Source organism: Desulfitobacterium nosdiversum (assembly GCF_049860565.1).
Classification (GTDB): Bacteria; Bacillota; Desulfitobacteriia; order Desulfitobacteriales; family Desulfitobacteriaceae; genus Desulfitobacterium_A; species Desulfitobacterium_A nosdiversum.
In genome coordinates, this window is the sequence record NZ_CP172056.1 from 1,656,333 (window position 1) to 1,681,113 (window position 24,781).

Sequence of the window (24,781 nt, forward strand, 5' to 3'; positions counted from 1 at the left end):
ATTATTCTTCTCGCTTCGGAAACTTCACTCGCTTACGCCATTCCGACGAATCGTTTGAGCCTGTATTGGAAGCAATCATACTGTTTTTAGGGTTTAATAATATGCTAAGAACAATTATACTGTTATGGGGTTTACATGTATAAAAGCCAAGTTTAATGCCGTTCTACGACTGTAAAAAATAAAAGAACTTCAGGTCTGCCCAGAATTTGAACTGTCTATACTAGAATTGAAAGGTGTGATGAGGGTGCCAAAAGTCAATAAGAAACTTGCGGATGTTTTAGATGGAGTTAAGGTACTGGCTTCCTCCGGAAATAATGAAGTAGAAATAAAGGGGATAACGATGGACTCCCGTCAGGTTCAGGCGGGTGATCTCTATGCGTGCGTTCCGGGAGCAAATGCAGACGGGCATGACTTTGCGGCTCAGGCAATTGCCAAAGGAGCGGTGGCTCTCTTAGTAGAGCGGATTCTGCCGCTGGAAGTGCCTCAAATACAGGTGGGAAACGTTCGATCTGTACTTGGGAAAATTGCCGCTAATATCTATAACTATCCCAGCAATCATTTAGAAATGGTTGGAGTAACAGGAACAAATGGAAAAACGACCGTCACCCACCTTATTGAACAGATCGTTGAGAAACAAGGGAAAAAGGCAGGACTTATCGGAACTCTCGGCGCTCGCATTGCCGGCCGCGAAATACCGGGAAGTCGGACAACACCGGAAGCTGTCAATGTTCAAAAGCTTTTAGCAGAGATGGTTGAAGAAAACGTCGATTTTGCCGTAATGGAAGTTTCTTCTCATGCTTTAGATCTCGGCCGTGTCCGGGGCTGTGAATTTGATGCAGGGATTTTTACAAATTTAACACAAGATCACTTAGATTATCATAAGACAATGGAGGGATATTTACAGGCAAAGGCCCGCCTTTTTAAAGAATTAAAGGGAGCTAAACAGCCGAAGATCGGAGTTATTAACGGTGATGATCCTGCTTCGAAAACGTTGCTTGAAGTATCTGCTTCACCTGTGGTTACGTATGGAGTTCGAAGTGAAAACTTGGATTATCGGGCGGAGAATATTCAACTATCTGCCCACGGAATTCAATTTACCGTGCGATTTAAGGGAAAAACCCAAGATGTTCATTATGCGACTCCGGGTATGTTCAGCGTTTATAATGCATTGGCTGCATTTGCCTGGGGAGTGGAAAGCGGGCGTAATCCTCAATTAATAGCTGACGCGTTAGCAGAAATAAAAGGTGTGCCGGGGCGTTTTGAAAGCGTTCGTAAGGGACAGCCCTTCCCGGTTATTGTCGATTATGCGCATACCCCGGACGGTTTGGAAAATGTCTTAAATACGGCTCGTGAATTCACGCACGGTCGTTTAATTACCGTCTTTGGTTGCGGCGGGGACCGGGATAAAGGAAAGAGACCTCAAATGGGTGAAATTGCCTCAAGATTGAGTGACTTTGTTATTGTGACTTCAGATAACCCGCGGACAGAGGTGCCGGAACAAATCATTAAAGATATTCTCGCAGGGGTAACCGGAGTAGAATATACAGCGATGGTTAATCGCCGGGAAGCTATTGAAACGGCTTGCCGAGCAGCTAAACCGGGAGATACCGTTTTAATTGCAGGAAAAGGGCATGAGGATTATCAAATTATTGGTAAGGAGACATTTCCCTTTGATGATCGGGAAGTAGCCAAAGATGCCTTAAGGGGGCTAGGCTATGTGGAAAAGTAAACAGATTGCTGAAATTTTAAAAGCAGAATTGAGGGGTGATCCAGAGATCAGCGTTTTTGGCTGTGTTATTGACAGCCGACAGGCCAGGGGTGGAGAAGCTTTTTTTGCACTTGCGGGTGAAAAAGTCGATGGACACGATTATATAGAAGCGGCCTGGCGTAATGGAGCAAGCGCAGCGATTGCCGAAAAGGCTAAATTAAAGGGACGTCCTGATATTTCCGTACCGGAAGGCAAAGCGCTGATCCTCGTCGAATCTGGATTAGCAGCGATGCAAGACTTGGCCAGGGTGTGGAGGTTGGAGCTTGGCGCGAAAGTTGTCGGTATAACTGGAAGCAACGGCAAAACGACGACGAAAGATATGGCTGCGGCTGTTCTCGCGCAGAAATATCAGGTCTATAGAAATAAGGAAAATCAAAATAACGAGTTAGGTGTTCCTATGACCTTGCTTAATGCGCCTGAGGGAACCGAGATCCTTGTTGTTGAAATGGGAATGCGCGGATTGGGGCAAATAAAGGCTCTCTGCAAATTTGTCCAACCGGATACCGGTGTAATTACGAATATTGGGACAACCCATATGGAGCTTCTAGGTTCTCAAGAGAATATTGCTAAGGCCAAATGGGAGTTAATTGATGCACTGCCGAAGGATGGAACGGCTATTTTGAATTCCGAAGATTTTTGGAGTGTCAAGAAAGCCGAAAAAGATTCTCATCAGCAGTTTTTCTTCGGAATTGAAGGTAAATATCATCCGGCAAATCTTCAGGGGAAAAATTTGATCCAGACGGGAACCTTGGGGACTCAGTTTGAGTGCGGAGATCTGTCGGAAGAGGCGTTAGTGCAGCTGCCTTTACCTGGGGAGCACAATGTTTTGGATGCTTTGGCCGCTTTAGCTGTCGGGAGGCTGTATGGGGTCTCAATCAGTCAAGGATGTCAAGGTCTAAAGGAATTGGAATTGTCAAAAATGCGTTTGGAATTGCATAAGGGAATTTATAAAAGCACAATTCTGAGTGATGTTTATAATGCAAATCCAACGTCAATGAAGGCCTCGCTCGAAGTGTTAAGCCAAAGAGCAGATCAGAGAACACTAGCGATCTTAGGAGAGATGTATGAACTCGGGGATGCAAGCGCAAGCGGGCATTATGAAGTAGGCCAAGCAGCTGCTCAACTCGGTATAACAGAGTTGATCACCGTGGGGAAGTTAGCTGACGCAATTGCTCAAGGGGCTTTGGAAGCGGGAATGCTGCCGGAGAAGGTTCATATATGCCCTGATCGTGCTTCAGCGATTGATCAGGCAAAGAACATTCTCAGCACATTTGGGGGTGAGACTTGGGTTCTCATTAAGGCTTCACGCGGAATGAAGATGGAGAAAATTACCGAGGCATTGGAAATAGATCATAACAATTTATCCGATAGCTAACCGCCGCTAAGACTCCCGCTTCTATAAGAGGGAGATAAGCGGCGCTAAGCTCCTGGATAACATCTTCTAAATTCAGATGGGGTTAAAACCCCACCTGAATCAAGAATATTGTTAATAACGCTCAGCTTTAACGCTAGGGTTAGGAGAAAAGGAAGGAATCGATTCATGTCAGAACGTTTGCTCATGGCTGGGGGATTAGCGCTGATTATCAGCTTGATTCTGGGACCATTTCTTATCCCCTTATTGCGAGTCCTTAAATTTGGTCAGAATATTCGAGAGGATGGCCCTCAGAGACACTTGAAAAAAGCAGGAACGCCAACCATGGGTGGTATTATTTTCTTAGTCGGGATTGTCGCTGCATCTCTTTTAAGTGCGGAACAACCTACTTCGGTAGAGATGGTTACTGTTGTGGGGGCAATGCTCGGTTACGGACTTATAGGATTTATAGATGATTTTATTAAAGTTGTAATGCATCGCTCTTTAGGGTTAAGAGCATATCAAAAACTGATCGGACAGATCGGGCTGGCCTTGCTTTTGACATGGGTAGCCGTACGTTTCCTTGGACGAGGGACAGACTTGATTATTCCGTTTACTTCTATTCATCTTGACCTTGGATTATTTTACTATCCGTTTGTGGCTTTTATTATTGTTGGAATTACGAATGCTGTTAATCTTACGGATGGCTTAGATGGACTGGCTGCTGGGACTACTCTTTTCAGCGCGTTAAGTTTTATGCTTATTGCTCTTCTTGAATCAGCTCAAGGTGGAAGAGTAGCAATTCTAGCCCATGAAACAGATTTGGCCGTATTTGCGGCAGCTGTAGCCGGAGGATGCCTGGGCTTTTTAAGATTTAATAAGTACCCTGCCCGGGTGTTTATGGGAGATACAGGTTCCTTAGCCCTAGGCGGTGCCTTGGTCGGATTGGCTGTCCTTACAAAGTCAGAGTTAGTACTCCTTCTTATCGGCGGAGTTTATGTTATAGAGGCGTTCTCGGTCATCATCCAGGTCATTTCTTTTAAGACAACAGGAAAGCGTGTCTTTAAGATGAGTCCTATACACCATCATTTTGAACTTTCAGGCTGGAACGAATGGAGAGTTGTCCTGACGTTTTGGGCTGCAGCGCTTGTGTGCGGCTTATTAGGGATTGTCGCATTTTTGCCTGGTTTAGGATAATGTCTCAAGCATGGAAAGGAAATAGTTGAAGGTGAAAAGTATGAATTTAAAAAATAAAAAGGTTTTAGTTGTCGGTGCGGGACGAAGCGGCCTTGCCGCCGTCAAAAAACTTCAGGAGTTGGGTTCGGGCGTTATTCTGACAGACAAAAAGTCTCCGGATACGTTAGAAGGAATTTCTGAGTTGGGGCTTAACCCCAGCCAGCTCATTCTCGGAAGAATTCCGGAATGGAAAGAAATCCAGGCCGATTTAATTGTGGTATCTCCCGGGGTTTCTCCGAAATTAGCGTTTATTGAAGAAGGAGTGGGCCAAGGAATTCCGCTGTGGAGTGAAGTTGAGCTTGCTTTAAGGGATAATCCGGCCAAGAAGATTGGAATTACAGGTACAAACGGGAAAACAACGACGACGACTCTTATTGGGGAGTTAACTAAACAGACAGGGCAACCGACGATAGTTGCCGGAAATATTGGGGTCGCCTTGAGCGGAAACGTTGACGCCTTGTCACCGAATGGAATTATTGTCGCCGAACTTTCAAGTTTTCAGCTCGAGCTTATCGATCAGCTGCGATTAAATATCGCAATTTTGCTCAATGTCACGCCAGATCATCTCGACCGTCACGGAACGTTCGAAAATTATTTAGCCGCAAAAGCTCGTATTTTTGAGAATCAAACGGCAGAGGATCTGGCCATTCTCAATTGGGATGATCCGGCTGTACGTTCTCTGGGATCAGGGCTGAAGGCGGAGATTCTCTATTTTAGCCCAACAACCTACCTTGAAGATGGACTTAGCCTTCAGGGAGAGGATATCGTTTATTCGAAAGACGGTCACGTTACTCGGATTATTAACCGGAAAGAATTGCAAATCAGAGGAAGTCATAACTTGGAAAATGTCATGGCATCCATCGGAGCTGCCCGTAAGCTTGGCCTAAGCTTTGAAGAAATTGCAAGAGGACTTAGGGAGTTTAAAGGTGTCGAGCATCGCCAAGAAATCGTAGGAACGTTTGACGATATTTTATTCATCAATGATTCGAAGGGTACAAATCCCGATGCCGCAGAAAAGGCATTAGACGCGTTTGAAGAGCAGCCTATTGTTCTGATTGCCGGAGGGAAGAACAAAGGACTTGATTTTCATGATTTCATGAAAATCGTTAAAGTAAAAGTGAAAAGTCTGGTTTTATTAGGAATGGCTGCCGATGAAATGGAGCAGGCAGCAAAAGATGTCGGTGTTGCACGGATTGTCCGGGCGGGGAGTTTTGAGGAGGGTGTTCGGTTAGCGATAGCTGAAGCTGATGCAGGAGATGTAGTTCTTCTTTCCCCTGCTTGTACAAGTTGGGATATGTTTAAAAGTTATGAAGAAAGAGGGGAATTCTTTAAGGAGTTAGTGCGTAGGCATTATAGTGAACCCATTTCATAAATCAAAGGGGGAGCTGAATAATGCCGAGACGCCGCAGGCCGGATTTGATCCTGCTGGGATCAATACTTGCACTTTTGACCATTGGAATAATTATGGTATATAGTTCGAGTGCAGTGAAAGGATATGTACAGTATGATGACCCATATCACTTTCTGAAGATGGAGGTGATATGGATAAGCATCGGCCTAGCAGTAATGGGTGTGACTATGCGGCTCGATTTACAAATTTTAAGACGTTTTGCTAAATCGGCATTAATTCTTGCCATTGTTCTCTTGATTATGGTGAAAATCCCTGGAGTAGGACGCCGTGTTAATGGCGCGGACCGTTGGATTGGGTTAGGCCCGCTGTCCATTCAGCCTTCTGAAGTTATTAAATTGGCAATGGTATTGGTTATGGCGCATTTGTTGGCGCTTAATCCATATAAAATTAAATCATTTCGCAAGGGATTATTGCCTATTTTAGGATTGCTGGGACTCATTGCCGGATTAATTATGCTCCAGCCGGACTTGGGGACAACACTGGCGATTGCTGGGACGACCTTCTTCATGCTGATCGCGGCCGGGGCACGGGTAAGCCATATGTTAGCCTTAGGAGGATCAGGGGTGGGATTGGTCGTTGCTGCTATTGCCGCCGCACCATACCGAATGCGGCGTATTACAGCTTTTCTTGATCCCTGGGCAGACCCGGCAGGAAAGGGGTATCAAACCATTCAAGCTTTGCTGGCCTTAGGCCCGGGGGGACTTTTCGGTTTAGGACTTGGACAAAGCAAACAAAAGTTCCTCTATCTTCCGGAAAATCATACAGACTTTATTTTTGCAATGATCGGTGAGGAACTGGGTTTTGTTGGGGCTTCTTTAGTTGTTATTCTGTTCTTTTTATTTGCCTGGCGAGGGTTTCGTGTAGCGATGGGTGCTCCCGATGCTTTTACAGGACTGTTAGCGGTTGGCTTAACGGCGATGGTCTGCATTCAGGCCATGATCAACATGGGGGTAGTGAGCGGCGTCTTGCCTGTAACCGGCATTACGCTGCCGTTCTTAAGCTATGGAGGAACTTCGCTCGTCTTTACCATGCTGGGAGTTGGGGTGCTGCTGAATATTTCGAGGGAGTCAAAGTAACGAAGGAAGTTACGTTACAGTTTCCAGGACGCACGTTCGTAGACCAAGCTATGGGCAAAACTGCTGAATGCAAGCTTCGGGATACCCTCCCAATTCGCCATCCTTGGCTCACGGTCGGCGAGTCACATCGTGTGACTCGTCCCTCTAATCAAGGGCAGTTTTGTCCAAGCTTGGTTGCTACTCACGTAAAGTCCTTGCATACTGTAATCGTAACTTGCTTCGAAGAATTACTTAAGAATGCTTTTAAAAATCACGAAAAGACCCGTAAGCGTACCTTTATCGCGCAGGCACGAACGATTTCATCGGAGGGGCGTTAAAGCGCACGATGCTTCCGAAGGACAGCGACGCCGAGGTTCACTTGCAGAAAGCAGAAGGGTTGGCAGAGCTGCCTCGGAAGCGAGAGAGCGAGCCCCGGAGATACTAAGAGAGTGAATGCGCGAAAAGCTACACTTTCCAGATATACTCTAGATAAAGGAATAAAGTGATTAATGAAAGGGGTTAGATCCCGTGCGAGTGATTGTGACCGGTGGAGGAACCGGAGGACATATTTATCCTGCCTTAGCCATAGCTAAAGGGTTATTGTCCGCTGACTCACGAACTGAGATCCTGTACGTTGGCACTGAAAAGGGAATGGAAGCGAAGCTTGTCCCTGATGCAGGGTTTCAGTTTGAGAGTGTGCCTGGACAAGGCCTTCCGCGCAAGCTCAGTGTGGAAACACTCAAAGTAGGAATGAAAAGTTTGACTGCACTTTGGGAGACAAAGCAGATTCTAAAGCGCTTTAAACCCGATTTAGTCGTGGGTACAGGAGGATATGTCTCCGGACCTGTTGTATTATCTGCAGCTCTTTTTGGGATTCCTACCTTGCTGCATGAGCAAAATGCTTTGCCTGGAGTGACCAACAAGATTTTGGCTCGTTTTGTACGTAAGGTTATGGTGACCTTTCCGGAAAGCATCGCTCACTTCGGGGTTCAGAAGAAGCTCGAACTGACAGGATTGCCTGTTCGCCCGGAAATCGGTGCGGTGAGCCGTGAGGCTGGAGCAGAGCGTTTAGGGTTAAATCCTAAACAATTAACCTTGCTTATTACGGGCGGCAGCCGAGGGGCAAGGAGCATCAATCAAGCTATGCTGGAAGTTCTCAAGGGATTGTCGGCACGCTCCGAAATTCAGGTGGTTTGGGCTACCGGCAGTGCGACTTATAAAGAAACACTTAAGGCCTTGAAAGATGCCGGGATTAACGTGAACCGAGATAACTGGAAAATACTTGAGTATCTGAAGGATATGCCTGCAGCATTGGCCTGTGCAGATCTCTGGGTTGGGCGTGCAGGTGCCGCTTCACTCGCAGAATTGATGGTCGCCGGTAAACCGGCAGTTCTAATCCCTTATCCCTATGCTGCGGAAAATCATCAGGAATATAATGCACGGGCTTTAGAGCAAGCTGGAGCAGCGCGTGTTATTTTAGATAAAGAATTAGATGGAGAGACTCTTTGGCAAATCCTTCAAGAACTATTAGGGCAACCGGATAAGCTTAAGGCGATGGCCGAAAAGTCAAAGGGATTAGGGCAGCCTGATGCTTTGGCTAAAATCGTTAAAATTTGTTTGGAAACGGGTTGGAAATAGATACGATTTTCCTGAATCACACCTTCCTTACGGTCTGCATAACATATGACAGTCAGAAGGAAGGGAGTGGATTGTCATGTGGCCGAGGCGAAAGATCCTTGTACTTATGCCGTGCGGCGCTCAAGAGGGACTTGGCTTCAAGGCTTTGCTTGATGCCTTGGAGATCGAGGCGGTCTTCAAGGAAATTACAGCCGAAGAATCGCTGGATTTAGTAAGCCCGACAATTCCAGGGGTGGAAGGGACAGAAGAGGAATCCCTGGATTGTGGACCAACAGAAATCGTGTACTGGCCGGAGTCTTTGCATGATCAATATCGACAATGGGGAGAGAGCCGTGGCATAATGCCGATTACGGTTGTAGATTTCCTGCGTGGTTTATGGGAGCAGGAAATAATTCTTCCCGTGCCGCTTAATACTCAACAAAAAGAGCAGCCGGTTTTATGGACATTATTATTTGAAGCAGGCTATGAACCCTCTCTATTATGGCCTAAGGAAGACGGACAATGGAGTGTTATTAAGGGTCGGGGCTTGCATTGGGTAGTTCCTGAAACTTGGTTGAACTCACTCCTGAAGGAAGAAAAAGTCGGACGGGAATCAAGAAATCAGCTGCCGGAAGGTTCTTGGACCGTACGGAAAGATACTGTGGATTTTTACTCTGAACCATCACGTTTTCAGTATATAGGTAATCTTAAGCGTTATCCTGATGCTGAAGCGGAGGAAAGTATGTATCGCTCGATCCTAACGGGTTTACAGCTTGGGGTAACCTGGTGGGAAGTGAAGAAGAACATAAGGTGGAATATTGATGCAGATAAACGGGATCAAAGGACGAATCGAGCAGAATGTGTCTTTGAGGACGCTCAGTACATGGAAAATCGGGGGAATAGCAGAGTGGGTGATATGGCCGAAGGATTCTGATGAGCTTGAAACCCTTTGGTGTTGGGCTCATGAGAATCAAATTCCGATTCGCTTGATTGGGAGGGGATCAAATCTCCTTTTTCCGGACGAGGGACTTAAAGGAATTACGGTTGTAAGTACCGCCTTGAATCGAGAGATATGGAAAGAGTGCTCTTTAAAGGCTGAGGCAGGATGCTCTCTCGCTCGGCTAGCTCAAGAGGCAGGTGAACGGGGGATGAACGGTCTGGAATTTGCTCGCGGCATTCCGGGTACGCTTGGTGGGGCGATTGTCATGAATGCCGGGGCACATGGCGGGGAAATTCAAAACGTTCTTCGTTCTGTAAAGGTGTTAACAGAGGATGGCGGGGTTCGAACTTTTGATAAAAAGGAAATAGCTTTTGGATATAGGGAATGTTCTCTGCAAGGAAAAGCTTGGATATTAGAAGCAAAACTTCAATTTGAGCCAGGGAATAAAGAAGAAATCAAGAGGCAAATGGCTGAGAACCTGGAAAAGCGCAGAGCAGCACAGCCGTCAGAGCTTCCTAACGCCGGAAGTGTATTCCGTAATCCTCCGGGTGATTCGGCAGGACGTCTCATTGAGCAAGCGGGCTGGAAAGGAAAGGGGATCGGCGGAGCTCAAGTTTCACCAAAACACGCTAATTTTATCGTGAACTTGGGAAATGCAACGGCACAAGATGTTCTAGCCTTGATTGAAGCGATACAAAATGATGTTTTGGCAAAGTTCGGAGTAAGACTCCAGACGGAGGTCCATTATATTTCACCAGTTTGAGGAGGTAGAGTTATGACGATGGATCGCTATGTCATCACTGGAAAACAAAGGTTGGAAGGAAAAATTAGAACCAGCGGCGCTAAGAATGCATCCTTACCTCTGTTGGCGGCGACCCTTCTTGTTTCGGGAAGATCTGCACTCATGGAAATTCCGCAACTGGCAGATATTGAACATATGATCGAAGTTTTAGAATACATAGGAGCGGGCGTAAGTTTTAACAATGGGGCGTTGATTGTGGATTCATCCGACTTGAAACGCTGGGAAGTAGACGAGGGATTAATGCGTCAAATGCGTGCTTCCAACCTGATTTTAGGTGCTATGATTGCCCGTAACGGCCGGGTTCGGATATCAAGGCCGGGGGGATGCGCCATTGGTTCCCGACCGATGGATCAGCATATTAAAGGACTTCAGGAGTTAGGAGTCCATGTTAAAGAGAGGCATGGCTATATTGAAGCGTGGGCAGATGAATTGAGAGGCGCAGATGTCTATTTTGATGTTCCCAGTGTAGGCGCAACTGAGAATGTGATGATGGCTGCCGTTTTGGCCAAAGGAACGACATTGATCCATAATGCAGCGCGTGAACCGGAAATTGTAGATTTGCAAAATTTCTTGAATAAGATGGGGGCGAAGGTTCGGGGTGCAGGTATGGATATCCTGCGGATAGACGGGGTAAGTGAGCTCAAACCGGCCGAGCATACGGTAATTCCCGATCGGATTGAGGCAGGAACACACATGGTGGCAGCAGTAATGACCCAGGGAGATATCGAAGTAGAAAATGTAATTCCCGAGCATTTAGAACCTGTAATTGCCAAGCTCCGTCAGATGGGTGCCGATGTTTCGATCGGAGATGATTCTGTTCGCGTTCGCCGACCCGGCAAAATTAGAGGAGTAGATTGTAAAACGATGCCCTATCCCGGATTTCCAACAGATATGCAGCCTCAATTTATGGCTTTATTAGCGACGGCTGACGGTACCAGCGTTATAACAGAGACTATTTTTGAAAATCGTTTTCAGCATGTGGATGAGTTAAGAAGGATGGGAGCTCAAATTACGATTGAAGGTCGAACCGCTGTCATACGCGGGGTTAAGAACCTGGACGGAGCCTTTGTCGAGGCAACCGACTTACGTGCGGGAGCAGCCTTATTCTTAGCGGCTCTGGCGGCTGAAGAAGCCACTGTTCTTGAAAAGGTGGGGCATATCGATCGGGGCTATGAGAATCTGGCGGAAAAGTACCATCAATTAGGTGCGAAACTGACTCGAGTTAAATCTTAAACAAAAGTTAAAAAAGAATTAGTAAAAAGGCATGACAGCATGGGCTGTATTGGTTATACTTGGGACGGGGAGGAACATGCATGGAACCCAAGAAAACGAGTACAGTCTTTCTTTATGGTGCGATTCTGGTGATCCTGCTGACTGCAGGCATAACCCTTTTCCTGAGATCAAGTTATTTTTCCATCCAAAACATTAAGATTGAAGGGTTACAACAGATACCCCAGGCTGAAATCGAACGTTTAACGAGCAGTGCCAAGGGACAGAATTTAATCCTGGCGGATCAGGAAAGTTTAAGAAAAAAAGTTACACTTCACCCCTTAGTTAAAAGTGTTCAATTTAAACGTCAATTTCCATCAACCTTAGTTATCCAGGTCACAGAACGTGCCCCTGCAGCTTTAGTCGTAGTTCCGAACGGTGTAGTTAAAGTGGATGAAAACGGGGTATTCCTCCAGCGAAGCGAGGGATGGCCCGATAAAAGTTATCCGGTGATTAATGGAGTGGACATACCTGATACGGCAGGCCCTGGTCAGGAACTGAAGCTTCCTAATTTAAAAACTGGACTTCTGCTTGTCCATGAAGCGCCAAGCGAACTTTTGCCTTTGATCGGTGAGGTTTTTGTTAACCCCATTCAGCAGATCACGATTTATTTGACGAGCGGGGTTGAAGTACGGTTAGGACAAGCTCAAGACTGGAAAGATAAATTAGATGTGCTAAATCAACTTCTAAAGGATAATGGATATAAATCCGTCGAAAAGGGGATAAGATATATTGATTTAACAGCGGCCAAGCCCGTAATTGGACGCTGATAGGAGGAAATTCAAATGTGGCTGCCGATTTTAGGTTTAATACTGGGGCTGGCGATTGGCTGGTTTAGCCCTTTTACAGTTCCTGTTGAATATTCGAAATATCTTTCGGTCGCAATATTAGCTGCGTTGGATTCTGTTCTTGGAGGATTAAGAGCAGCTCAAGAGGAGCACTTTGATTCGACGGTTTTCCTGACAGGCTTTTTCACAAATATTCTTTTAGCCGGACTGCTTGCTTATATTGGTGATCGAATTGGTGTTGATCTCTATCTAGCAGCGGTCGTTGCTTTCGGAGTACGATTATTCAATAATTTGGCGATTATCAGACGACATATCCTAAGAAAATGAAAAATCCTGCAATTTTTGAGGATAAACCATTAATTTCAGGGGCAGGCATTAACGTATACAATTTTTAGAGTGGATTTTATAGACTTATTTAAAAAAAATTATTCGTGAAAAAAGGAATATTGAGCTTGTCCATAGAATCTGTAAGCAAGTCTGAATAATGTTTGTTTTAAATAGACAGCCAATTTTGCGAGGGGGTAGAAAAGCTAGATGCTTGAATTTGATATTGACTTTGATCAGTTTGCCGGAATAAAAGTCATTGGTGTCGGTGGCGGAGGAAACAATGCTGTTAATCGCATGATTACAGCAGGACTTAAGGGTGTTGATTTTGTATCCGTTAATACGGATGCTCAGGCATTAAACCTCGCTCGCGCAGCGGAAAAGGTTCAGATTGGCTCGAAACTTACCAAAGGCTTAGGAGCAGGTGCTAACCCTGAAATTGGGGCAAAAGCCGCTGAGGAAAGCCGCGAGGACCTTGTTGAAACCCTGAAGGGTGTTGACATGGTTTTTGTTACTGCCGGAATGGGCGGCGGTACAGGTACCGGCGCAGCACCGGTGGTTGCCGAGGTAGCGAAGGAACTTGGAGCCCTGACCGTCGGTGTAGTTACTCGTCCTTTTACTTTCGAAGGACGGAAACGGGCAATGCAGGCTGAAAAAGGAATAGCTGAGCTCAAGGGCAAAGTGGATACGCTGATCACGATTCCTAATGACCGTTTGCTTCAAGTCGTAGACAAGAATACAACGATGACCGAGGCGTTCCGAATTGCTGATGATGTTTTGCGCCAAGGGGTTCAAGGAATTTCTGACTTGATTGCCGTCCCCGGCTTGATCAATCTCGATTTCGCGGATGTTAAAACCATTATGCGCAATACGGGTTCTGCTTTAATGGGCATTGGCCAAGCTACAGGTGAAAATCGGGCAATTGATGCGGCACGTAAAGCTATTTCCAGTCCTCTCCTTGAAACGTCTATCGAAGGGGCTAAGGGAGTACTTCTCAATATTACCGGCGGAACCAATTTGACTTTATTCGAGGTTAATGAGGCCTCTGCTATTATTGAGGAAGCAGCCGATCCCGAAGCAAATATCATTTTCGGAGCAGTAATCGATGAAAGCATGAAAGAAGAAGTTCGTGTTACGGTTATAGCTACAGGTTTTGATCAGCCTCAAAACACTTTTGTTAAAACGGGAACGGCTTCTGAACAGGTGATTCGTCCTGTTGCAGCGGCTGCGGCTGCTTCTGAGGATTTAGATATTCCTGAGTTTTTACGCCGCCGTCGATAATTTTAAGTTTTTAATTTAATATGTTTTTTTGGGGGGCTTGTTGCAAAACAAGCCCTTTTTTCGTGCGCACAATAATTATGGACGATTGCAAAAGACCCGAAAGCGTAGTTTCTCGCATAGAAGTGAACGATTCGTGGAGGGACGTGCAGGTGAACAAAGCTTTAGTAGCGTAGCGCAGCCACAGGTTCACATCAGGTATTGCCCAGAGGTTTGGCGGAGCTGCTACGAAGGCAAAGTGAACCAGTCCCGGAGCGCCCGAAGGTGCGGATATGCGCGAAACTACACGACCATAGGTTTTGCGACAGGTCTTTTAATGTGACCAAGTTTCGTCAATAGTCGCATAAGTTTTCCTAAAAGTTCCCACCTAATACGACAGGTTTTATTCTTGTCTTTCGGTATAATTTGGGAAGAACCGTGCGGAAGGGACTGCCATACAGAATGATGGTAAGATATCTCGATCTTGATCTTATGATTAATGGAATAATGGATCTTTTCCTGCTTCTTCTGACAGCACGGATTCTCAATACACCCCCTTCTTTTTACCGTTTATTGGGCGGAGTATTCATCGGCGAATTTCCTGTTTTACTCTCGGCATTTGGTTCGGTTCCCTTTCTTCTAACGCTGAGTAAATTCCTTACTCCTTTCGCTATGGTTTGGGTCAGCTTTACGAAAGTTGGAATTCGAACTTATGTTAAACGGCTGACTTTATTCTGGATCTTGTCTGTAGGTTTAGGTGGGGGAGTCTATGCGTTATGGGGGTGGGTCGAATTTGATGGAAGTTCCTCGAATGCCTTACGCTTAGGTATTCAAAATTTTTGGGTTTTACCTTTAGGGTCTCTTTTCTGGTGGGGTGGACAGAAGGTCTCGTTAAATTGGCTTTCAAACGTAAAAAAATTAAGAGCCAGCGTCTATGATGTACTTATTGACTTTGGGGAACATAGCAACCCTATTAAGGTAAAAGCTCTGCTGGATACAGGAAATCAGTTAAGGGATCCATTAACAGGAACACCGGTTTTGCTTGTTGAGGAAGAGATTGCCGCTGCGGGTATGCCTGCGGATTGGCAAACAATTATTAAAGGTTCCTGGCGCAATTTAGATGATCCGTGGCCATGGCTATGGAAAGAAGATTCTTCATGGATGAAGACGTTTGTGTTTATTCCTTATCAGGCGGTAGGCCATAAAAGCTATTTGTTAGGCATTCGTCCTCAGCGCATAGTGTTGGGTTCTTCGGAACCCCAAGATATTCAGGCAACGTTAGCGCTTGTCCAGCATCCCTTAAGTCAAGACGGGGCATTTCAGGCTTTGTTACATCCCGAACATGTGCAAGGAAGCGGAGGTTGATCTATGAACTGGTATAAGCAAATTATCAAGAAACTGCGTGTTTTATGGGGTCAGCTCCGGCTGAAAATCAGGGGCTGGAAGGAAATTTATTATGTCGGAAGCAGTGAAACCTTACCTCCTCCTCTGAGTTCTGATGAAGAGGTCGATTTACTTGAACGTCTGGAAATAGGAGATCCAACGGTTCGGGATGTGCTGATTGAAAGAAATTTAAGACTAGTTGTCTATATTGCCCGTAAATTTGAGAACACAGGGATCGGTATTGAAGATCTTGTTTCGATTGGAACAATTGGGCTGATAAAGGCTGTAAATACATTTGATCCACAAAAGAAGATTAAACTGGCAACGTATGCATCACGTTGTATTGAAAATGAAATTTTAATGTATTTACGGAGAAATAATAAAACACGTTCCGAAGTTTCGTTCGATGAACCCTTAAATATAGATTGGGATGGCAATGAGTTGCTTTTATCGGATGTCTTGGGAACGGAGAATGATATTATTTCACGTCCGATTGAAGAACAAGTCGATCGCCAACTTCTCCGTCTAGCGATGGACCGGCTTTCCGACCGAGAAAAGCTGATCATGGAGCTTCGCTTTGGCTTAGACAATGGGGAGGAGAAAACTCAAAAAGAAGTGGCAGATCGTTTAGGTATTTCCCAATCCTATATTTCCAGGCTGGAAAAACGCATAATTAGAAGATTAAGGAAAGAGTTCTGCAGAATGGAATAAGTTGAAGCCAGTTAGGGTATACTCACCAAGAGAAAATTTGGCTTGGAAGGTGAGTGCTCGAATGGCTTTAAACAAGGTTGAAATCTGTGGAGTGAACACCTCTAAACTTCCTGTCCTGAATAGTTCAAAAATGAATGAATTATTTGTTGCATATCAAAGTGGGCAGCGTGAATCCAGAGAGAAACTGATTCATGGTAATTTACGTCTTGTACTCAGTGTTATTCAAAGGTTTACTAATCGGGGAGAGTACGTTGATGATCTTTTCCAGGTGGGTTGCATTGGTTTGATGAAAGCAATTGACAATTTCGATTTGGGGCAGAATGTCAAATTTTCAACGTATGCTGTACCGATGATTATTGGCGAAATCCGACGGTATTTAAGGGACAATAATCCGATCCGAGTAAGTCGTTCCTTAAGGGATATTGCCTATAAGGCTTTGCAGGTCCGCGATCAGTTAGTCAGCGAATGCTCGCGCGAACCGACGGTTTCAGAAATTGCAAATAAATTGACTTTACCGAGGGAAGAAGTGATCTTTGCTTTAGATGCAATTCAAGAGCCTATTTCGCTTTTTGAACCCATCTACCATGACGGTGGAGACCCTATCTTTGTGATGGATCAAATCGGTGATGAAAGACACTCGGATACAAGCTGGCTGGAAGGAATTGCTGTACGTGAAGCTTTAAGACGTCTAAGCGAAAGGGAAAAGCTCATTCTATCCTTGCGATTTTTTCACGGTAAAACACAGATGGAAGTTGCGGACGAAATCGGTATATCCCAGGCCCAAGTTTCGCGCTTAGAAAAAGCGGCTCTTAACCATATGCGAAAGTATGTATGAGAAATACAGTTTAACGTTCTGAGGTACATAGTCTAAAAATCGATACTTCCTCATAGAGATAAAGAAAACTAATCTTCAGGTGAAGCTCTTTTACCTGAAGTCTAGCCTGATGTGTTCATATTCGGGGAGGTATTCGGATGCGGATTTCTGAACTTCGAATGTTAGATATTGTTAATATTCAAGATGGACGACGGTTAGGTCCTATTAAGGATTTAGATCTTGACTTGGAGCGCGGCGTTGTTAAGGGGATTGTTGTTCCGGGAGCCTCACGCAGCTGGGGATTTTTCGGCGGGAATCGGACTGAAGACATTGCAATTCCTTGGGAGCGTGTCAAGAAGATTGGAGTCGATGTAATTTTGGTAGATGCACATGATCTGCCGGAGTTTAACAACGATCCTTAAATTGATAGACTCATATAACCATGCTTGCTCCCCCCGGGGAGCTTTTTGTATGTAATATGTCGAAGATTTATGGAAAAGATAGGACTTAAGTAGGTTTTTTGACTGGAAAAATTATGGTATAGTTAAAGGAAGCGTAATAAGGAGCCGTAATAAGGAGCCGATAATGAGCTGGATTTATAAAAGAGGAAAAAGGTTAACTTATCTCACTCTTCCGGAGTGGGAAAAACAAGGGATTCAAATTGGCTTTTCCACGCGTGAGGGTGGCGCTGGGGATGCTCCCTATGATTCTTTAAATTTAGGATTGCATGTGGGTGACAATCCTGAGACAGTTTTGCTTAATCGTGAGCGTTGGCTTTTAGAATGGAATGCATCTTGGAATGATGTTGTGATCGGAGAACAAGTTCATGGCGTAAAGGTTCATGTCGCACAGGCCTCTGATTCAGGACGGGGCGGCAGGGATTTGAAATCGGTGCTGCCAGGTGTGGATGGGTTGGTTACCCAGAGTTCTCTGGGATTGATGGCGTTTTTTGCGGATTGTGTTCCCGTTTATTTTTATCATCCTGCCCTTGGTGCTGTGGGCATTGCTCATGCCGGCTGGAGGGGTACAGTCGGGAAGATTGTATTGGAGGTTCTGAGGAAACTTGAAGTTCTTGGCGGAAAACCCAATGAATGCTGGGCAGCCTTGGGACCCAGTATTGGACCTTGCTGTTATGAAGTTGATGAGCGTGTCATAAGACTTTTTTCTGAGGCTTTTAACAAAACACCCTTTATAAAATTAACTCGCCCAGGGCATGGTATGTTGGATCTATGGGAGGCCAATCGGCAGCTATTGCTTGTGGGAGGAGTGCTTCCGGAAAATATTGCGAGTGCTTCTATTTGTACCGCTTGTCATACAGACCGGTTTTTCTCCCATCGGCGGGAAGGCCCTAACACAGGGCGCATGGCGGGATGGATTCGGCGCAGGGTTGAGGAGGAATAGGGAATGGCCATGACGATTTTAGTCGTCGATGACGAAGAACCCATTCAGGAGCTTTTGAAATTTAATCTCGAAAATGAAGGATATAATGTTTTAATTGCCTTTGATGGGCCGGCTGCACTTAAGATGATTGAAGAAAAACGACCGGATTTAGTCGTTCTCGATGTTATGCTTCCGGGGATGGATGGGTTAGAGGTATGTAATCAGCTTCGCCAAAATTCCAAACTTCGCGACCTTCCTGTCATCATGTTGACGGCAAAAGGGGAAGAGATCGATAAGGTCCTAGGCTTAGAATTAGGTGCTGATGACTATTTGACAAAGCCTTTCAGTCCTCGCGAACTTTTAGCGCGGATTCGGGCACGCCTTCGCAGGATTAGACCACAGGCTCAGGATAATGAAATTATTCGCGGCGATTTAAGGATTGATCTCAATCGCTTTCAAGTATCCGTGCGGGGAGAAGAGGTTGAACTAACGCCAAAAGAGTTTGAACTTTTGCGCGTTCTGGCGGCTCATCCGGGTAAAGTATATTCAAGAGATGAACTTTTAGAGCGGGTTTGGGGCTATGAATATGCTGGAGATACACGTACTGTGGATGTACACGTACGGCACTTGCGCCAAAAAGTGGAGAAAGATTCCTCAAATCCCGAATATATTGAGACACTGCGCGGCATAGGCTATAGGTTAAAAGGGTAAAATTATGGAAATTAAGTGGAAAATTTTTGGCATTTATTTAGCCGGCTCTTCTCTTTCTTTATTCCTTTTTTGGCTGGGAGAGAGAGCAATCAGCGGGGAAACTTTTTACTTTGACTTTACGACGTTTATTTTGGCACTTTTGCTGCCTGCGGGAGTCATCTATTATCTAGCTGCAAAACTGAATCAGCGTTTAAAGAAATTAAATAGTACAGCTCAGTCCATTGCCCAGGGGGATTTTACCGGAGTTTATTTGCCGGATTCATCCGATGAGTTAGGTCAGCTTGGTACGGAGATGATTTCACTTGCTCAGCAGTTTAAAGTCAATGCTCAAAAAAACAGTCAAGAAGCTCAAAAAATTGAAGCTATTGTCACTGGAATGCAGGAAGGTGTAGTTGCACTCGATCAAGTCGGCCGGGTAGTTTTAGTCAATGCTGCTGCCGAGGAGATTTTTGGTTTCCCGGAAGATAAAGTCAAAGGCAAATATTTAACTGAAGCTCAGGGATATAATGTCTTAGAAGAGCTTGTTCGGGAAACTTTGGAGAAAGGCCAATTTGGAAGTACGGAACTTATCTTAAATGCTAAAAATGTTCGAGTTCAGATCAGTCCGTACCTGGGGGAACCAACCCGCCCTCGGGGAGCTGTAATCGTTTGTCATGATGTAACAGAGCTGAGAAGGTTAGAACAGATTCGAACAGAATTTGTTGGAAATGTCTCTCATGAACTTCGAACTCCTTTAACCTCGATCAAGGGATTTGTAGAAACTCTTCTCGATGGAGCAGCCGAGATTCCTGAACATCGTGAACGTTTTTTAAAGATTATTCAAACGGAAACCCTGCGGTTACAACGATTAATCGACGACCTGCTTACACTTTCCCGCATTGAGAATCGACGGGGAGAGTCGGAAACGAGTTTGAGCAGTATTCAAGAAGCCTATGAAAAAATTAAGCCGGTGATTGAATCCTATGCCGAGGCTAAAGGACTTGAGCTTATTGTAAATATTCCTCCCGATTTACCTCCTGTGGAGATGGGAATAGACTTACTTAGCCAGGTGCTCTTAAATTTGCTCGAAAATGCGGTTAAATATACGAATCAGGGGAAGATTTGGCTATCAGTTTCTTATGAAAATTCCTTCGTCCATTTAGAGTTTGGGGATACCGGATGCGGGATTCCTGAACATGATTTGCCCCGAATTTTTGAACGATTTTATCGTGTTGATAAGGCGCGTTCGCGCGAACAAGGCGGGACAGGTCTTGGTTTAAGCATAGTTAAACATATTGTTGAGGGTTCAAAGGGGAGAATTAAGGTTGCCTCCCGATTGGGTTCGGGCTCCGTGTTCTCCTGTGATTTACCGGCCGTTCAACAGGGGGAATTAGATTGAATAAAAAAAAGAAAGGGCGAGACTCTGTTAAAAAAATGCTTGGGTTAGGGCTGTTTATAGTACTTCTTCTCGGCTCTTTAGGCTGGGTATATCGATCTCACTGGATTGCCGGATCAATCAGCGTTGAATTGGCAAAGGCAGGCAGTATCGATCATAATGTTAAGGTTAACGCTGTCTTCGCTAATGAAGAGTACCCTATTCAATCTCCCGCTGCAGGTAAAGTTAAATTTCAGGGCAAAGAAGCCCAGAGATTTCGACGCGGCGAAACAGTGGCGGAAATCTACCCTGAAGGGGCTGATCCCGGGGCAAGTTCTGCTAAAGCCACAGCTTATGTCAGTGCGCCTAACGGCGGGCTTTTATATCAAGAAACAGACGGGTTGGAAAATATGCTCACCCCGCAAAATTTATTGACCATGGATTTATCCAAAGTTTTAGATCAAAAAGGAAATTCAAAATCCCAGACTGATGTCGTCCAGGCAGGGACCGCTTTAGGGAAAATGGTTAATAATTTAACCCCGACCGCCGCTTTTATTGAACTAAAGCCCACATCCAATTTAACCAAAGGCCAGACGATAAAATTTAATGTGGGAGGGCAGGTTCAGAGCGCAAAGATCATGCGAAAATCTGATCAGCCCCAAGGAATCGTCGTACGCTTTAGTCAATACCTTGAAGGAACAGCGAATCATCGCATTCAAGAGGTGAGTTGGATTTCTCAGCCTGAGGTCAGCGGGGTTGTCATTTCTAAAAGCGCACTCTATACAAAAGGCGAAGAGCAAGGGGTACTTGTAATCCAAGACGGAATATATCAGTTCCGAAAAGTCAAAGTTATAGATGAAAATGAAACTCTCGCTTGTGTAGAAAAGCTTCCCCAAGGTATTCCCGTCGTTAAAAATCCCCGTTCAGACCTTGAAGGTCTGACGGCGAATGTAAAAATCCCGTCTTAGGGACTGGAATCGGCAGGAAAAAAGTAGAAAGTGTAGAATCTTTCAGCATGGCAGGTGTTTTCAGTGAGAATCGATGACAATTTGAAGCAAATCTACCAAAGAATTTTTGCAGCTGCTCAAAATTCAGGTCGGCATCCGGAACAAATTAAACTTTTAGCCGTAAGCAAAATGATGCCGGCGGAAGCTGTAAAGGAAGCTTATGAGGCAGGACAGCGTGTTTTTGCGGAAAACCGGGTGCAGGAATGGATGGAAAAACACCCTCTGCTGCCGCACGACTGTGAATGGCATTTGATCGGGCGTTTACAAACGAATAAAGTAAAGTATTTAAATAATCAGATAGCACTGATTCATTCTCTGGATCGTTTAAGCCTCTTAACAGCCCTTGAAGAACAGGGTGCTAAGCGAAATATCATCTGGCCTGTGCTTATACAAGTTAACACGGCCCGTGACCCGAATAAAGCGGGGTTAATGCCGCAGGAAGTTGAGGATTTTTTAGATGCTGTTGCCGATTGTCAACATATCCGGGTTCACGGTTTAATGACTATTGGGGCTTTAGAGGCTACATCAGAGGAAACGCGAATGTTTTTCCGGGAACTTCGCCAGATTAGGGATTTATTGCAGACTAAAGAAATTCCACAGGTTAAGCTAACAGAACTCTCGATGGGAATGAGTCGTGATTTCGAATTAGCCATTGCCGAGGGAGCGACGATGGTACGGATTGGAAGGCGGATTTTTGGGGAACGTCATTATTAGCAAACATTTTAATTGAGTATAAATAAGCTTAAGGGAGGAATAAGTCATGGCCAAGATATTTGACAAAGTCATTGGAATTATGGGATTTTCGGATGAAGAGGCTGAAGAAGAACTTCTCGATGAAGAGGAAACTGAAAAAGGCGTACAGGAGGAAGTACGGTCTTCAGGCCGGAAAAGTGCCCAGGTCGTGAGCATTCACAGCCAAAAACAAGTTAAAGTTGTTGTATTGGAACCGACTTCATTTGAGGATTCTCAAAATATTGCGGATCAATTAAAAAATCGGCGCCCTGTGATTGTTAATTTAGAGAATACAGACCGAAATTTGGCTAAACGAATTGTCGATTTTGTCAGCGGAACAACCTATGCTTTAGGTGGCAATATGCAAAAAGTAGGTCAGGGAATCTTTCTTTTTGTTCCTAATAATGTGGATATTTCAGGAGAAACACATGAAGGAATTAAAGAAAAGGGACTATTTTCCTGGCCGATAAGCAGCAAATAAGGGAAGTGATTTTATCCTCACGTTAATATATCAAGTTGCCGATGCAGTACTTATGCTCCTTGGGTATGCAATCGTTATTCGTGCGCTCCTTTCTTGGGTTCCTCAATTATCCGATAATCCCATTGTGCGAATCCTCGATGAAGTCACCGAACCCCTCTTGAGACCCTTCCGGCGGTTTCAAATCCAAGGCGGTGGATTTGGGATCGATATATCCCCGTTGATTGCCTATTTTGCACTCTATATCATTCGTGCTTACGTATTGCCCCTCATTTTTAGCCTCATATCGAGGGTTACAGTATGAAACAGTGGATTGACAGGAGTGTTTTAGCCTTCTGGCAAGATAAAGAGATGCGCCTCGAAGCGGCGCATCTTTTAGATATTGCAGATGAAGTGATCGAGGAGCATCTTCCTAAAAGAACGCCCTTTTTAGGGAGGGCTTTAGCCCAATGGTTTGAAGGTGTCCTTAAAAAGGAACACCTCATGTTTCTGGCGAAAGGCGGTTTTGAGGATTCTGAACGAGTGGTATATCTCCTCGGGGGAAATCAAGGGGATTTTGAGCGGGTGGAAGATGGAATAGCCCTCTTAACCGTAAACGCAGCGGATCATAAAGCTGCATTAGAGCATCGGCAGATACTTGGTTCCTTAATGAGCTTAGGTTTAAAAAGAGAGCTCATCGGAGATATCCGACACGGCCTCCAAGGCATGGTGGTTGCCGTTGCTGAAGAGATTGCTCCTTATTTGCTTCAGGAGTGGAGAAAGGCCGGCAAAGTCGTTCTTAACGTTCAGCGGCAGCAGGGAGAGTTATACCTTTGTGAAGATCCGGGTGAGGAGATTCGGATTACGGTTGCTTCTTCACGAATCGACGCTGTTGCAGCGGCAGGGTTCAAAGCTGCCCGTGGAGTTGTTCAGGAATGGATAAATCAAGGGAAAGTTAAGCGGAATGACCTCATCATTAATAAAACAGATTTGGAAGTAAAACCGGGGGATATCATCTCTTGCCGCGGTCAGGGCCGTTTTCGCCTTTTAGAGACGAGCGAGACACGGAAAGGGAGAATCGCTTGGAAAGTTGCACTTTACCGAAAACAAAAGCGATAGGAAAGGAGAAAAAAATTATGCCAATGACTCCGATGGACATCCGGAATAAAGAGTTTCGTAAAGGGGTTCGTGGCTATCAAGCCGAAGAAGTAGAAAAATTTCTTGATACAGTGAGCAAGGAGTTTGAAACTCTTTATACAGAAAATTTCGAGCTTCGAGAAAAAGTCCAGCGTTTTGAGCAAGAACTGAAACAATATAAACAATTAGAGGGAACATTGCAGCAGACGATGGTTCTGGCTCAGCAAACAGCAGAGGAAGTGAAGCAGTCCGCACGCCATGAGGCTGAGCTTATGCTTAAGACTGCTGAACAAGAGAAAGCTCAGCGATTCCGGGAAGCGCAGAAGAAACTTGATGAAGTAAATGAAGAGATTGAGGAGCTAATGAAAAGGCGGGAACTTGTCCGTACTCAACTGAAGTCTTTTCTTCGTGCACAGCTTGATCTCGCAGATGCCTTTAGCAAAGAGGATAAAGCTCTGGATGAGATTTCTTGAGGATAAAGCCGAGGTTTTAAATCTTGCGGAACGGGTTAAAATCATGGTAAAATATACGATATGGCTTTATAATAGTTTAATGGAGAAGGCGGCTGGTTATGAAGAGCATATTGTACACGGAACTGGCTTCCGATTTCCTGGTTCAGGGGTTAGGATTAAATACCCTGGAAAACGCCAAGCCAACTGCAAAAGTTGGCCGTCATGAAGTGGAGCTTGTTCGAACCATTGATGAGTTGATTGCTTTTCCTGTAGAGACTCAAGTCATTTATATTGGCACGGCAAAAGAAGGACCTTTTCGTGCCGGAGATGTACTTATGTCTGGAAGCGATGAATTGCTTGACCGTGCATTCAAAGCCCTTGATGAAATAGAGCAGCGCGGAATTGTGGTTGGCTTATCTCATGAATCAGATTCCCATCAGGTCACTCTTGCTAAAGAAGAACTATCCGAAGTTCTTCAGGACTGGAAAGAAAGAAAGATTTCTTATCTTTGCTTATTTTTAGTAGAACCCTTTGAATCGGATGGAACTGCAAAACTTGTAAGCACTATACGAAAAATTTTTGTATAGAATATGCAATAAATATGCATTAAATATGCATTAAATATGCATTAAATATGATTATAATTCGTTGACAGGGACAGTCTTTGTCCTCGCCTCTTCAGCGAGCGGGAATTGGTGCAAGCCCGTGAGGTAAGACAAAAGAAATCACCTTGGAGTGAGAAGCTGAACTTAAAGTAAGCTTCTCCGGATAACCTTCGTTACGGGTTCTGAGTGGCTAAGTTTAGCAACAAGGGTGGCACCGCGA

The 24,781-nt window shown here is 45.0% G+C and carries 26 protein-coding genes and 1 other annotated feature (1 of these 27 running past the window's edge); all 26 genes read left to right on the forward strand.

Features of this window, described 5'->3' with window-relative positions:
- The first annotated feature begins 238 nt into the window (after nt 1–238).
- The 26 genes from ACHOLT_RS07870 to ACHOLT_RS07995 all read left to right on the forward strand — a co-directional run bounded on the left by ACHOLT_RS07870 (nt 239) and on the right by ACHOLT_RS07995 (nt 24,543).
- Nucleotides 239–1,729 (forward strand): UDP-N-acetylmuramoyl-L-alanyl-D-glutamate--2,6-diaminopimelate ligase, encoded by a 1,491-nt coding sequence (locus ACHOLT_RS07870; protein ID WP_425807047.1) that lies wholly within the window; start codon nt 239–241, stop codon nt 1,727–1,729.
- Complete coding sequence (locus ACHOLT_RS07875; protein WP_425807048.1) at nt 1,716–3,143, forward strand: UDP-N-acetylmuramoyl-tripeptide--D-alanyl-D-alanine ligase; 1,428 nt, start codon at nt 1,716–1,718, stop codon at nt 3,141–3,143. Before ACHOLT_RS07870 ends, ACHOLT_RS07875 begins: the two co-directional genes overlap by 14 nt.
- A 165-nt stretch (nt 3,144–3,308) precedes the next feature.
- Nucleotides 3,309–4,316 carry a phospho-N-acetylmuramoyl-pentapeptide-transferase gene (mraY, locus tag ACHOLT_RS07880; protein WP_425807050.1) on the forward strand — a complete coding sequence of 336 codons (1,008 nt, stop codon included), beginning with the start codon at nt 3,309–3,311 and terminating at the stop codon, nt 4,314–4,316.
- Nucleotides 4,317–4,356: 40 nt separating this feature from the next.
- Nucleotides 4,357–5,727 carry a UDP-N-acetylmuramoyl-L-alanine--D-glutamate ligase gene (gene murD, locus ACHOLT_RS07885; protein WP_425807052.1) on the forward strand — a complete coding sequence of 457 codons (1,371 nt, stop codon included), beginning with the start codon at nt 4,357–4,359 and terminating at the stop codon, nt 5,725–5,727.
- 20 nt (nt 5,728–5,747) lie between these two features.
- Nucleotides 5,748–6,842, forward strand: coding sequence for a stage V sporulation protein E (gene spoVE / locus ACHOLT_RS07890; protein ID WP_425807054.1), 1,095 nt, complete (start codon nt 5,748–5,750; stop codon nt 6,840–6,842).
- 507 nt (nt 6,843–7,349) lie between these two features.
- A complete protein-coding gene (murG, locus tag ACHOLT_RS07895; RefSeq protein ID WP_425807056.1) occupies nt 7,350–8,459 on the forward strand; it encodes an undecaprenyldiphospho-muramoylpentapeptide beta-N-acetylglucosaminyltransferase in 1,110 nt (369 codons plus the stop codon).
- Between the two features lie 76 nt (nt 8,460–8,535).
- Nucleotides 8,536–9,372 carry a hypothetical protein gene (locus ACHOLT_RS07900; RefSeq protein WP_425807057.1) on the forward strand — a complete coding sequence of 279 codons (837 nt, stop codon included), beginning with the start codon at nt 8,536–8,538 and terminating at the stop codon, nt 9,370–9,372.
- Complete coding sequence (murB, locus tag ACHOLT_RS07905) at nt 9,260–10,141, forward strand: UDP-N-acetylmuramate dehydrogenase (RefSeq protein WP_425807059.1); 882 nt, start codon at nt 9,260–9,262, stop codon at nt 10,139–10,141. Before ACHOLT_RS07900 ends, murB begins: the two co-directional genes overlap by 113 nt.
- Before the next feature lie 12 nt (nt 10,142–10,153).
- A complete protein-coding gene (gene murA / locus ACHOLT_RS07910; protein ID WP_425807060.1) occupies nt 10,154–11,413 on the forward strand; it encodes a UDP-N-acetylglucosamine 1-carboxyvinyltransferase in 1,260 nt (419 codons plus the stop codon).
- Between the two features lie 80 nt (nt 11,414–11,493).
- Nucleotides 11,494–12,219 (forward strand): cell division protein FtsQ/DivIB, encoded by a 726-nt coding sequence (locus ACHOLT_RS07915; protein ID WP_425807061.1) that lies wholly within the window; start codon nt 11,494–11,496, stop codon nt 12,217–12,219.
- A 15-nt stretch (nt 12,220–12,234) separates the two neighbouring features.
- Entirely contained in the window at nt 12,235–12,564 is a 330-nt protein-coding gene (locus ACHOLT_RS07920) for a small basic family protein (protein WP_425807063.1), read from the forward strand.
- 207 nt (nt 12,565–12,771) lie between these two features.
- On the forward strand, nt 12,772–13,842 hold the full coding sequence (ftsZ, locus tag ACHOLT_RS07925) for a cell division protein FtsZ (RefSeq protein WP_425807065.1): 1,071 nt from the start codon (nt 12,772–12,774) through the stop codon (nt 13,840–13,842).
- A gap of 441 nt (nt 13,843–14,283) precedes the next feature.
- Nucleotides 14,284–15,183 (forward strand): sigma-E processing peptidase SpoIIGA, encoded by a 900-nt coding sequence (locus ACHOLT_RS07930; RefSeq protein ID WP_425807940.1) that lies wholly within the window; start codon nt 14,284–14,286, stop codon nt 15,181–15,183.
- A 3-nt stretch (nt 15,184–15,186) separates the two neighbouring features.
- Complete coding sequence (sigE, locus tag ACHOLT_RS07935) at nt 15,187–15,912, forward strand: RNA polymerase sporulation sigma factor SigE (protein WP_425807067.1); 726 nt, start codon at nt 15,187–15,189, stop codon at nt 15,910–15,912.
- A gap of 61 nt (nt 15,913–15,973) precedes the next feature.
- The gene (gene sigG, locus ACHOLT_RS07940) at nt 15,974–16,747 is read left to right on the forward strand and encodes an RNA polymerase sporulation sigma factor SigG (protein ID WP_425807068.1); all 774 of its coding nucleotides are present in this window, start codon (nt 15,974–15,976) and stop codon (nt 16,745–16,747) included.
- A 137-nt stretch (nt 16,748–16,884) separates the two neighbouring features.
- Entirely contained in the window at nt 16,885–17,148 is a 264-nt protein-coding gene (locus tag ACHOLT_RS07945; protein WP_425807070.1) for a YlmC/YmxH family sporulation protein, read from the forward strand.
- Between the two features lie 163 nt (nt 17,149–17,311).
- Nucleotides 17,312–18,127, forward strand: a complete 816-nt coding sequence (pgeF, locus tag ACHOLT_RS07950; protein ID WP_425807072.1) for a peptidoglycan editing factor PgeF — start codon at nt 17,312–17,314, stop codon at nt 18,125–18,127.
- A gap of 9 nt (nt 18,128–18,136) precedes the next feature.
- On the forward strand, nt 18,137–18,817 hold the full coding sequence (locus tag ACHOLT_RS07955) for a response regulator (RefSeq protein WP_425807942.1): 681 nt from the start codon (nt 18,137–18,139) through the stop codon (nt 18,815–18,817).
- 4 nt (nt 18,818–18,821) lie between these two features.
- Nucleotides 18,822–20,195, forward strand: a complete 1,374-nt coding sequence (pnpS, locus tag ACHOLT_RS07960) for a two-component system histidine kinase PnpS (protein WP_425807075.1) — start codon at nt 18,822–18,824, stop codon at nt 20,193–20,195.
- A complete protein-coding gene (locus ACHOLT_RS07965) occupies nt 20,192–21,139 on the forward strand; it encodes an HlyD family efflux transporter periplasmic adaptor subunit (RefSeq protein ID WP_425807077.1) in 948 nt (315 codons plus the stop codon). The genes pnpS and ACHOLT_RS07965 overlap by 4 nt, the downstream gene beginning before the upstream one ends.
- A 63-nt stretch (nt 21,140–21,202) precedes the next feature.
- Nucleotides 21,203–21,892, forward strand: coding sequence for a YggS family pyridoxal phosphate-dependent enzyme (locus ACHOLT_RS07970; protein ID WP_425807079.1), 690 nt, complete (start codon nt 21,203–21,205; stop codon nt 21,890–21,892).
- A gap of 46 nt (nt 21,893–21,938) precedes the next feature.
- Nucleotides 21,939–22,391 (forward strand): cell division protein SepF, encoded by a 453-nt coding sequence (locus tag ACHOLT_RS07975; protein WP_425807081.1) that lies wholly within the window; start codon nt 21,939–21,941, stop codon nt 22,389–22,391.
- A 52-nt stretch (nt 22,392–22,443) separates the two neighbouring features.
- Nucleotides 22,444–22,692: a YggT family protein gene (locus tag ACHOLT_RS07980; RefSeq protein ID WP_425807083.1), complete on the forward strand. Its 249-nt coding sequence runs from the start codon at nt 22,444–22,446 to the stop codon at nt 22,690–22,692.
- Nucleotides 22,689–23,486, forward strand: a complete 798-nt coding sequence (locus ACHOLT_RS07985) for a YlmH/Sll1252 family protein (RefSeq protein ID WP_425807085.1) — start codon at nt 22,689–22,691, stop codon at nt 23,484–23,486. The genes ACHOLT_RS07980 and ACHOLT_RS07985 overlap by 4 nt, the downstream gene beginning before the upstream one ends.
- Nucleotides 23,487–23,503: 17 nt before the next feature.
- Entirely contained in the window at nt 23,504–23,977 is a 474-nt protein-coding gene (locus tag ACHOLT_RS07990) for a DivIVA domain-containing protein (protein ID WP_425807087.1), read from the forward strand.
- Between the two features lie 98 nt (nt 23,978–24,075).
- Complete coding sequence (locus tag ACHOLT_RS07995) at nt 24,076–24,543, forward strand: hypothetical protein (protein WP_425807089.1); 468 nt, start codon at nt 24,076–24,078, stop codon at nt 24,541–24,543.
- A 52-nt stretch (nt 24,544–24,595) separates the two neighbouring features.
- Nucleotides 24,596–24,781, forward strand: a binding site (T-box leader) (it continues 18 nt past the right edge of the window).

What these genes read in the sequence shown, in the direction of transcription:
- ACHOLT_RS07870 (WP_425807047.1), top strand. Translation starts at nt 239, where the DNA reads ATGAGGGTGCCAAAAGTCAATAAGAAACTTGCGGATGTTTTAGATGGA.
- ACHOLT_RS07875 (WP_425807048.1), top strand. Translation starts at nt 1,716, where the DNA reads ATGTGGAAAAGTAAACAGATTGCTGAAATTTTAAAAGCAGAATTGAGG.
- mraY (WP_425807050.1), top strand. Translation starts at nt 3,309, where the DNA reads ATGTCAGAACGTTTGCTCATGGCTGGGGGATTAGCGCTGATTATCAGC.
- murD (WP_425807052.1), top strand. Translation starts at nt 4,357, where the DNA reads ATGAATTTAAAAAATAAAAAGGTTTTAGTTGTCGGTGCGGGACGAAGC.
- spoVE (WP_425807054.1), top strand. Translation starts at nt 5,748, where the DNA reads ATGCCGAGACGCCGCAGGCCGGATTTGATCCTGCTGGGATCAATACTT.
- ACHOLT_RS07900 (WP_425807057.1), top strand. Translation starts at nt 8,536, where the DNA reads ATGTGGCCGAGGCGAAAGATCCTTGTACTTATGCCGTGCGGCGCTCAA.
- murB (WP_425807059.1), top strand. Translation starts at nt 9,260, where the DNA reads ATGCAGATAAACGGGATCAAAGGACGAATCGAGCAGAATGTGTCTTTG.
- murA (WP_425807060.1), top strand. Translation starts at nt 10,154, where the DNA reads ATGACGATGGATCGCTATGTCATCACTGGAAAACAAAGGTTGGAAGGA.
- ACHOLT_RS07915 (WP_425807061.1), top strand. Translation starts at nt 11,494, where the DNA reads ATGGAACCCAAGAAAACGAGTACAGTCTTTCTTTATGGTGCGATTCTG.
- ACHOLT_RS07920 (WP_425807063.1), top strand. Translation starts at nt 12,235, where the DNA reads ATGTGGCTGCCGATTTTAGGTTTAATACTGGGGCTGGCGATTGGCTGG.
- ftsZ (WP_425807065.1), top strand. Translation starts at nt 12,772, where the DNA reads ATGCTTGAATTTGATATTGACTTTGATCAGTTTGCCGGAATAAAAGTC.
- ACHOLT_RS07930 (WP_425807940.1), top strand. Translation starts at nt 14,284, where the DNA reads ATGGTAAGATATCTCGATCTTGATCTTATGATTAATGGAATAATGGAT.
- sigE (WP_425807067.1), top strand. Translation starts at nt 15,187, where the DNA reads ATGAACTGGTATAAGCAAATTATCAAGAAACTGCGTGTTTTATGGGGT.
- sigG (WP_425807068.1), top strand. Translation starts at nt 15,974, where the DNA reads ATGGCTTTAAACAAGGTTGAAATCTGTGGAGTGAACACCTCTAAACTT.
- ACHOLT_RS07945 (WP_425807070.1), top strand. Translation starts at nt 16,885, where the DNA reads ATGCGGATTTCTGAACTTCGAATGTTAGATATTGTTAATATTCAAGAT.
- pgeF (WP_425807072.1), top strand. Translation starts at nt 17,312, where the DNA reads ATGAGCTGGATTTATAAAAGAGGAAAAAGGTTAACTTATCTCACTCTT.
- ACHOLT_RS07955 (WP_425807942.1), top strand. Translation starts at nt 18,137, where the DNA reads ATGACGATTTTAGTCGTCGATGACGAAGAACCCATTCAGGAGCTTTTG.
- pnpS (WP_425807075.1), top strand. Translation starts at nt 18,822, where the DNA reads ATGGAAATTAAGTGGAAAATTTTTGGCATTTATTTAGCCGGCTCTTCT.
- ACHOLT_RS07975 (WP_425807081.1), top strand. Translation starts at nt 21,939, where the DNA reads ATGGCCAAGATATTTGACAAAGTCATTGGAATTATGGGATTTTCGGAT.
- ACHOLT_RS07980 (WP_425807083.1), top strand. Translation starts at nt 22,444, where the DNA reads ATGCTCCTTGGGTATGCAATCGTTATTCGTGCGCTCCTTTCTTGGGTT.
- ACHOLT_RS07985 (WP_425807085.1), top strand. Translation starts at nt 22,689, where the DNA reads ATGAAACAGTGGATTGACAGGAGTGTTTTAGCCTTCTGGCAAGATAAA.
- ACHOLT_RS07990 (WP_425807087.1), top strand. Translation starts at nt 23,504, where the DNA reads ATGCCAATGACTCCGATGGACATCCGGAATAAAGAGTTTCGTAAAGGG.
- ACHOLT_RS07995 (WP_425807089.1), top strand. Translation starts at nt 24,076, where the DNA reads ATGAAGAGCATATTGTACACGGAACTGGCTTCCGATTTCCTGGTTCAG.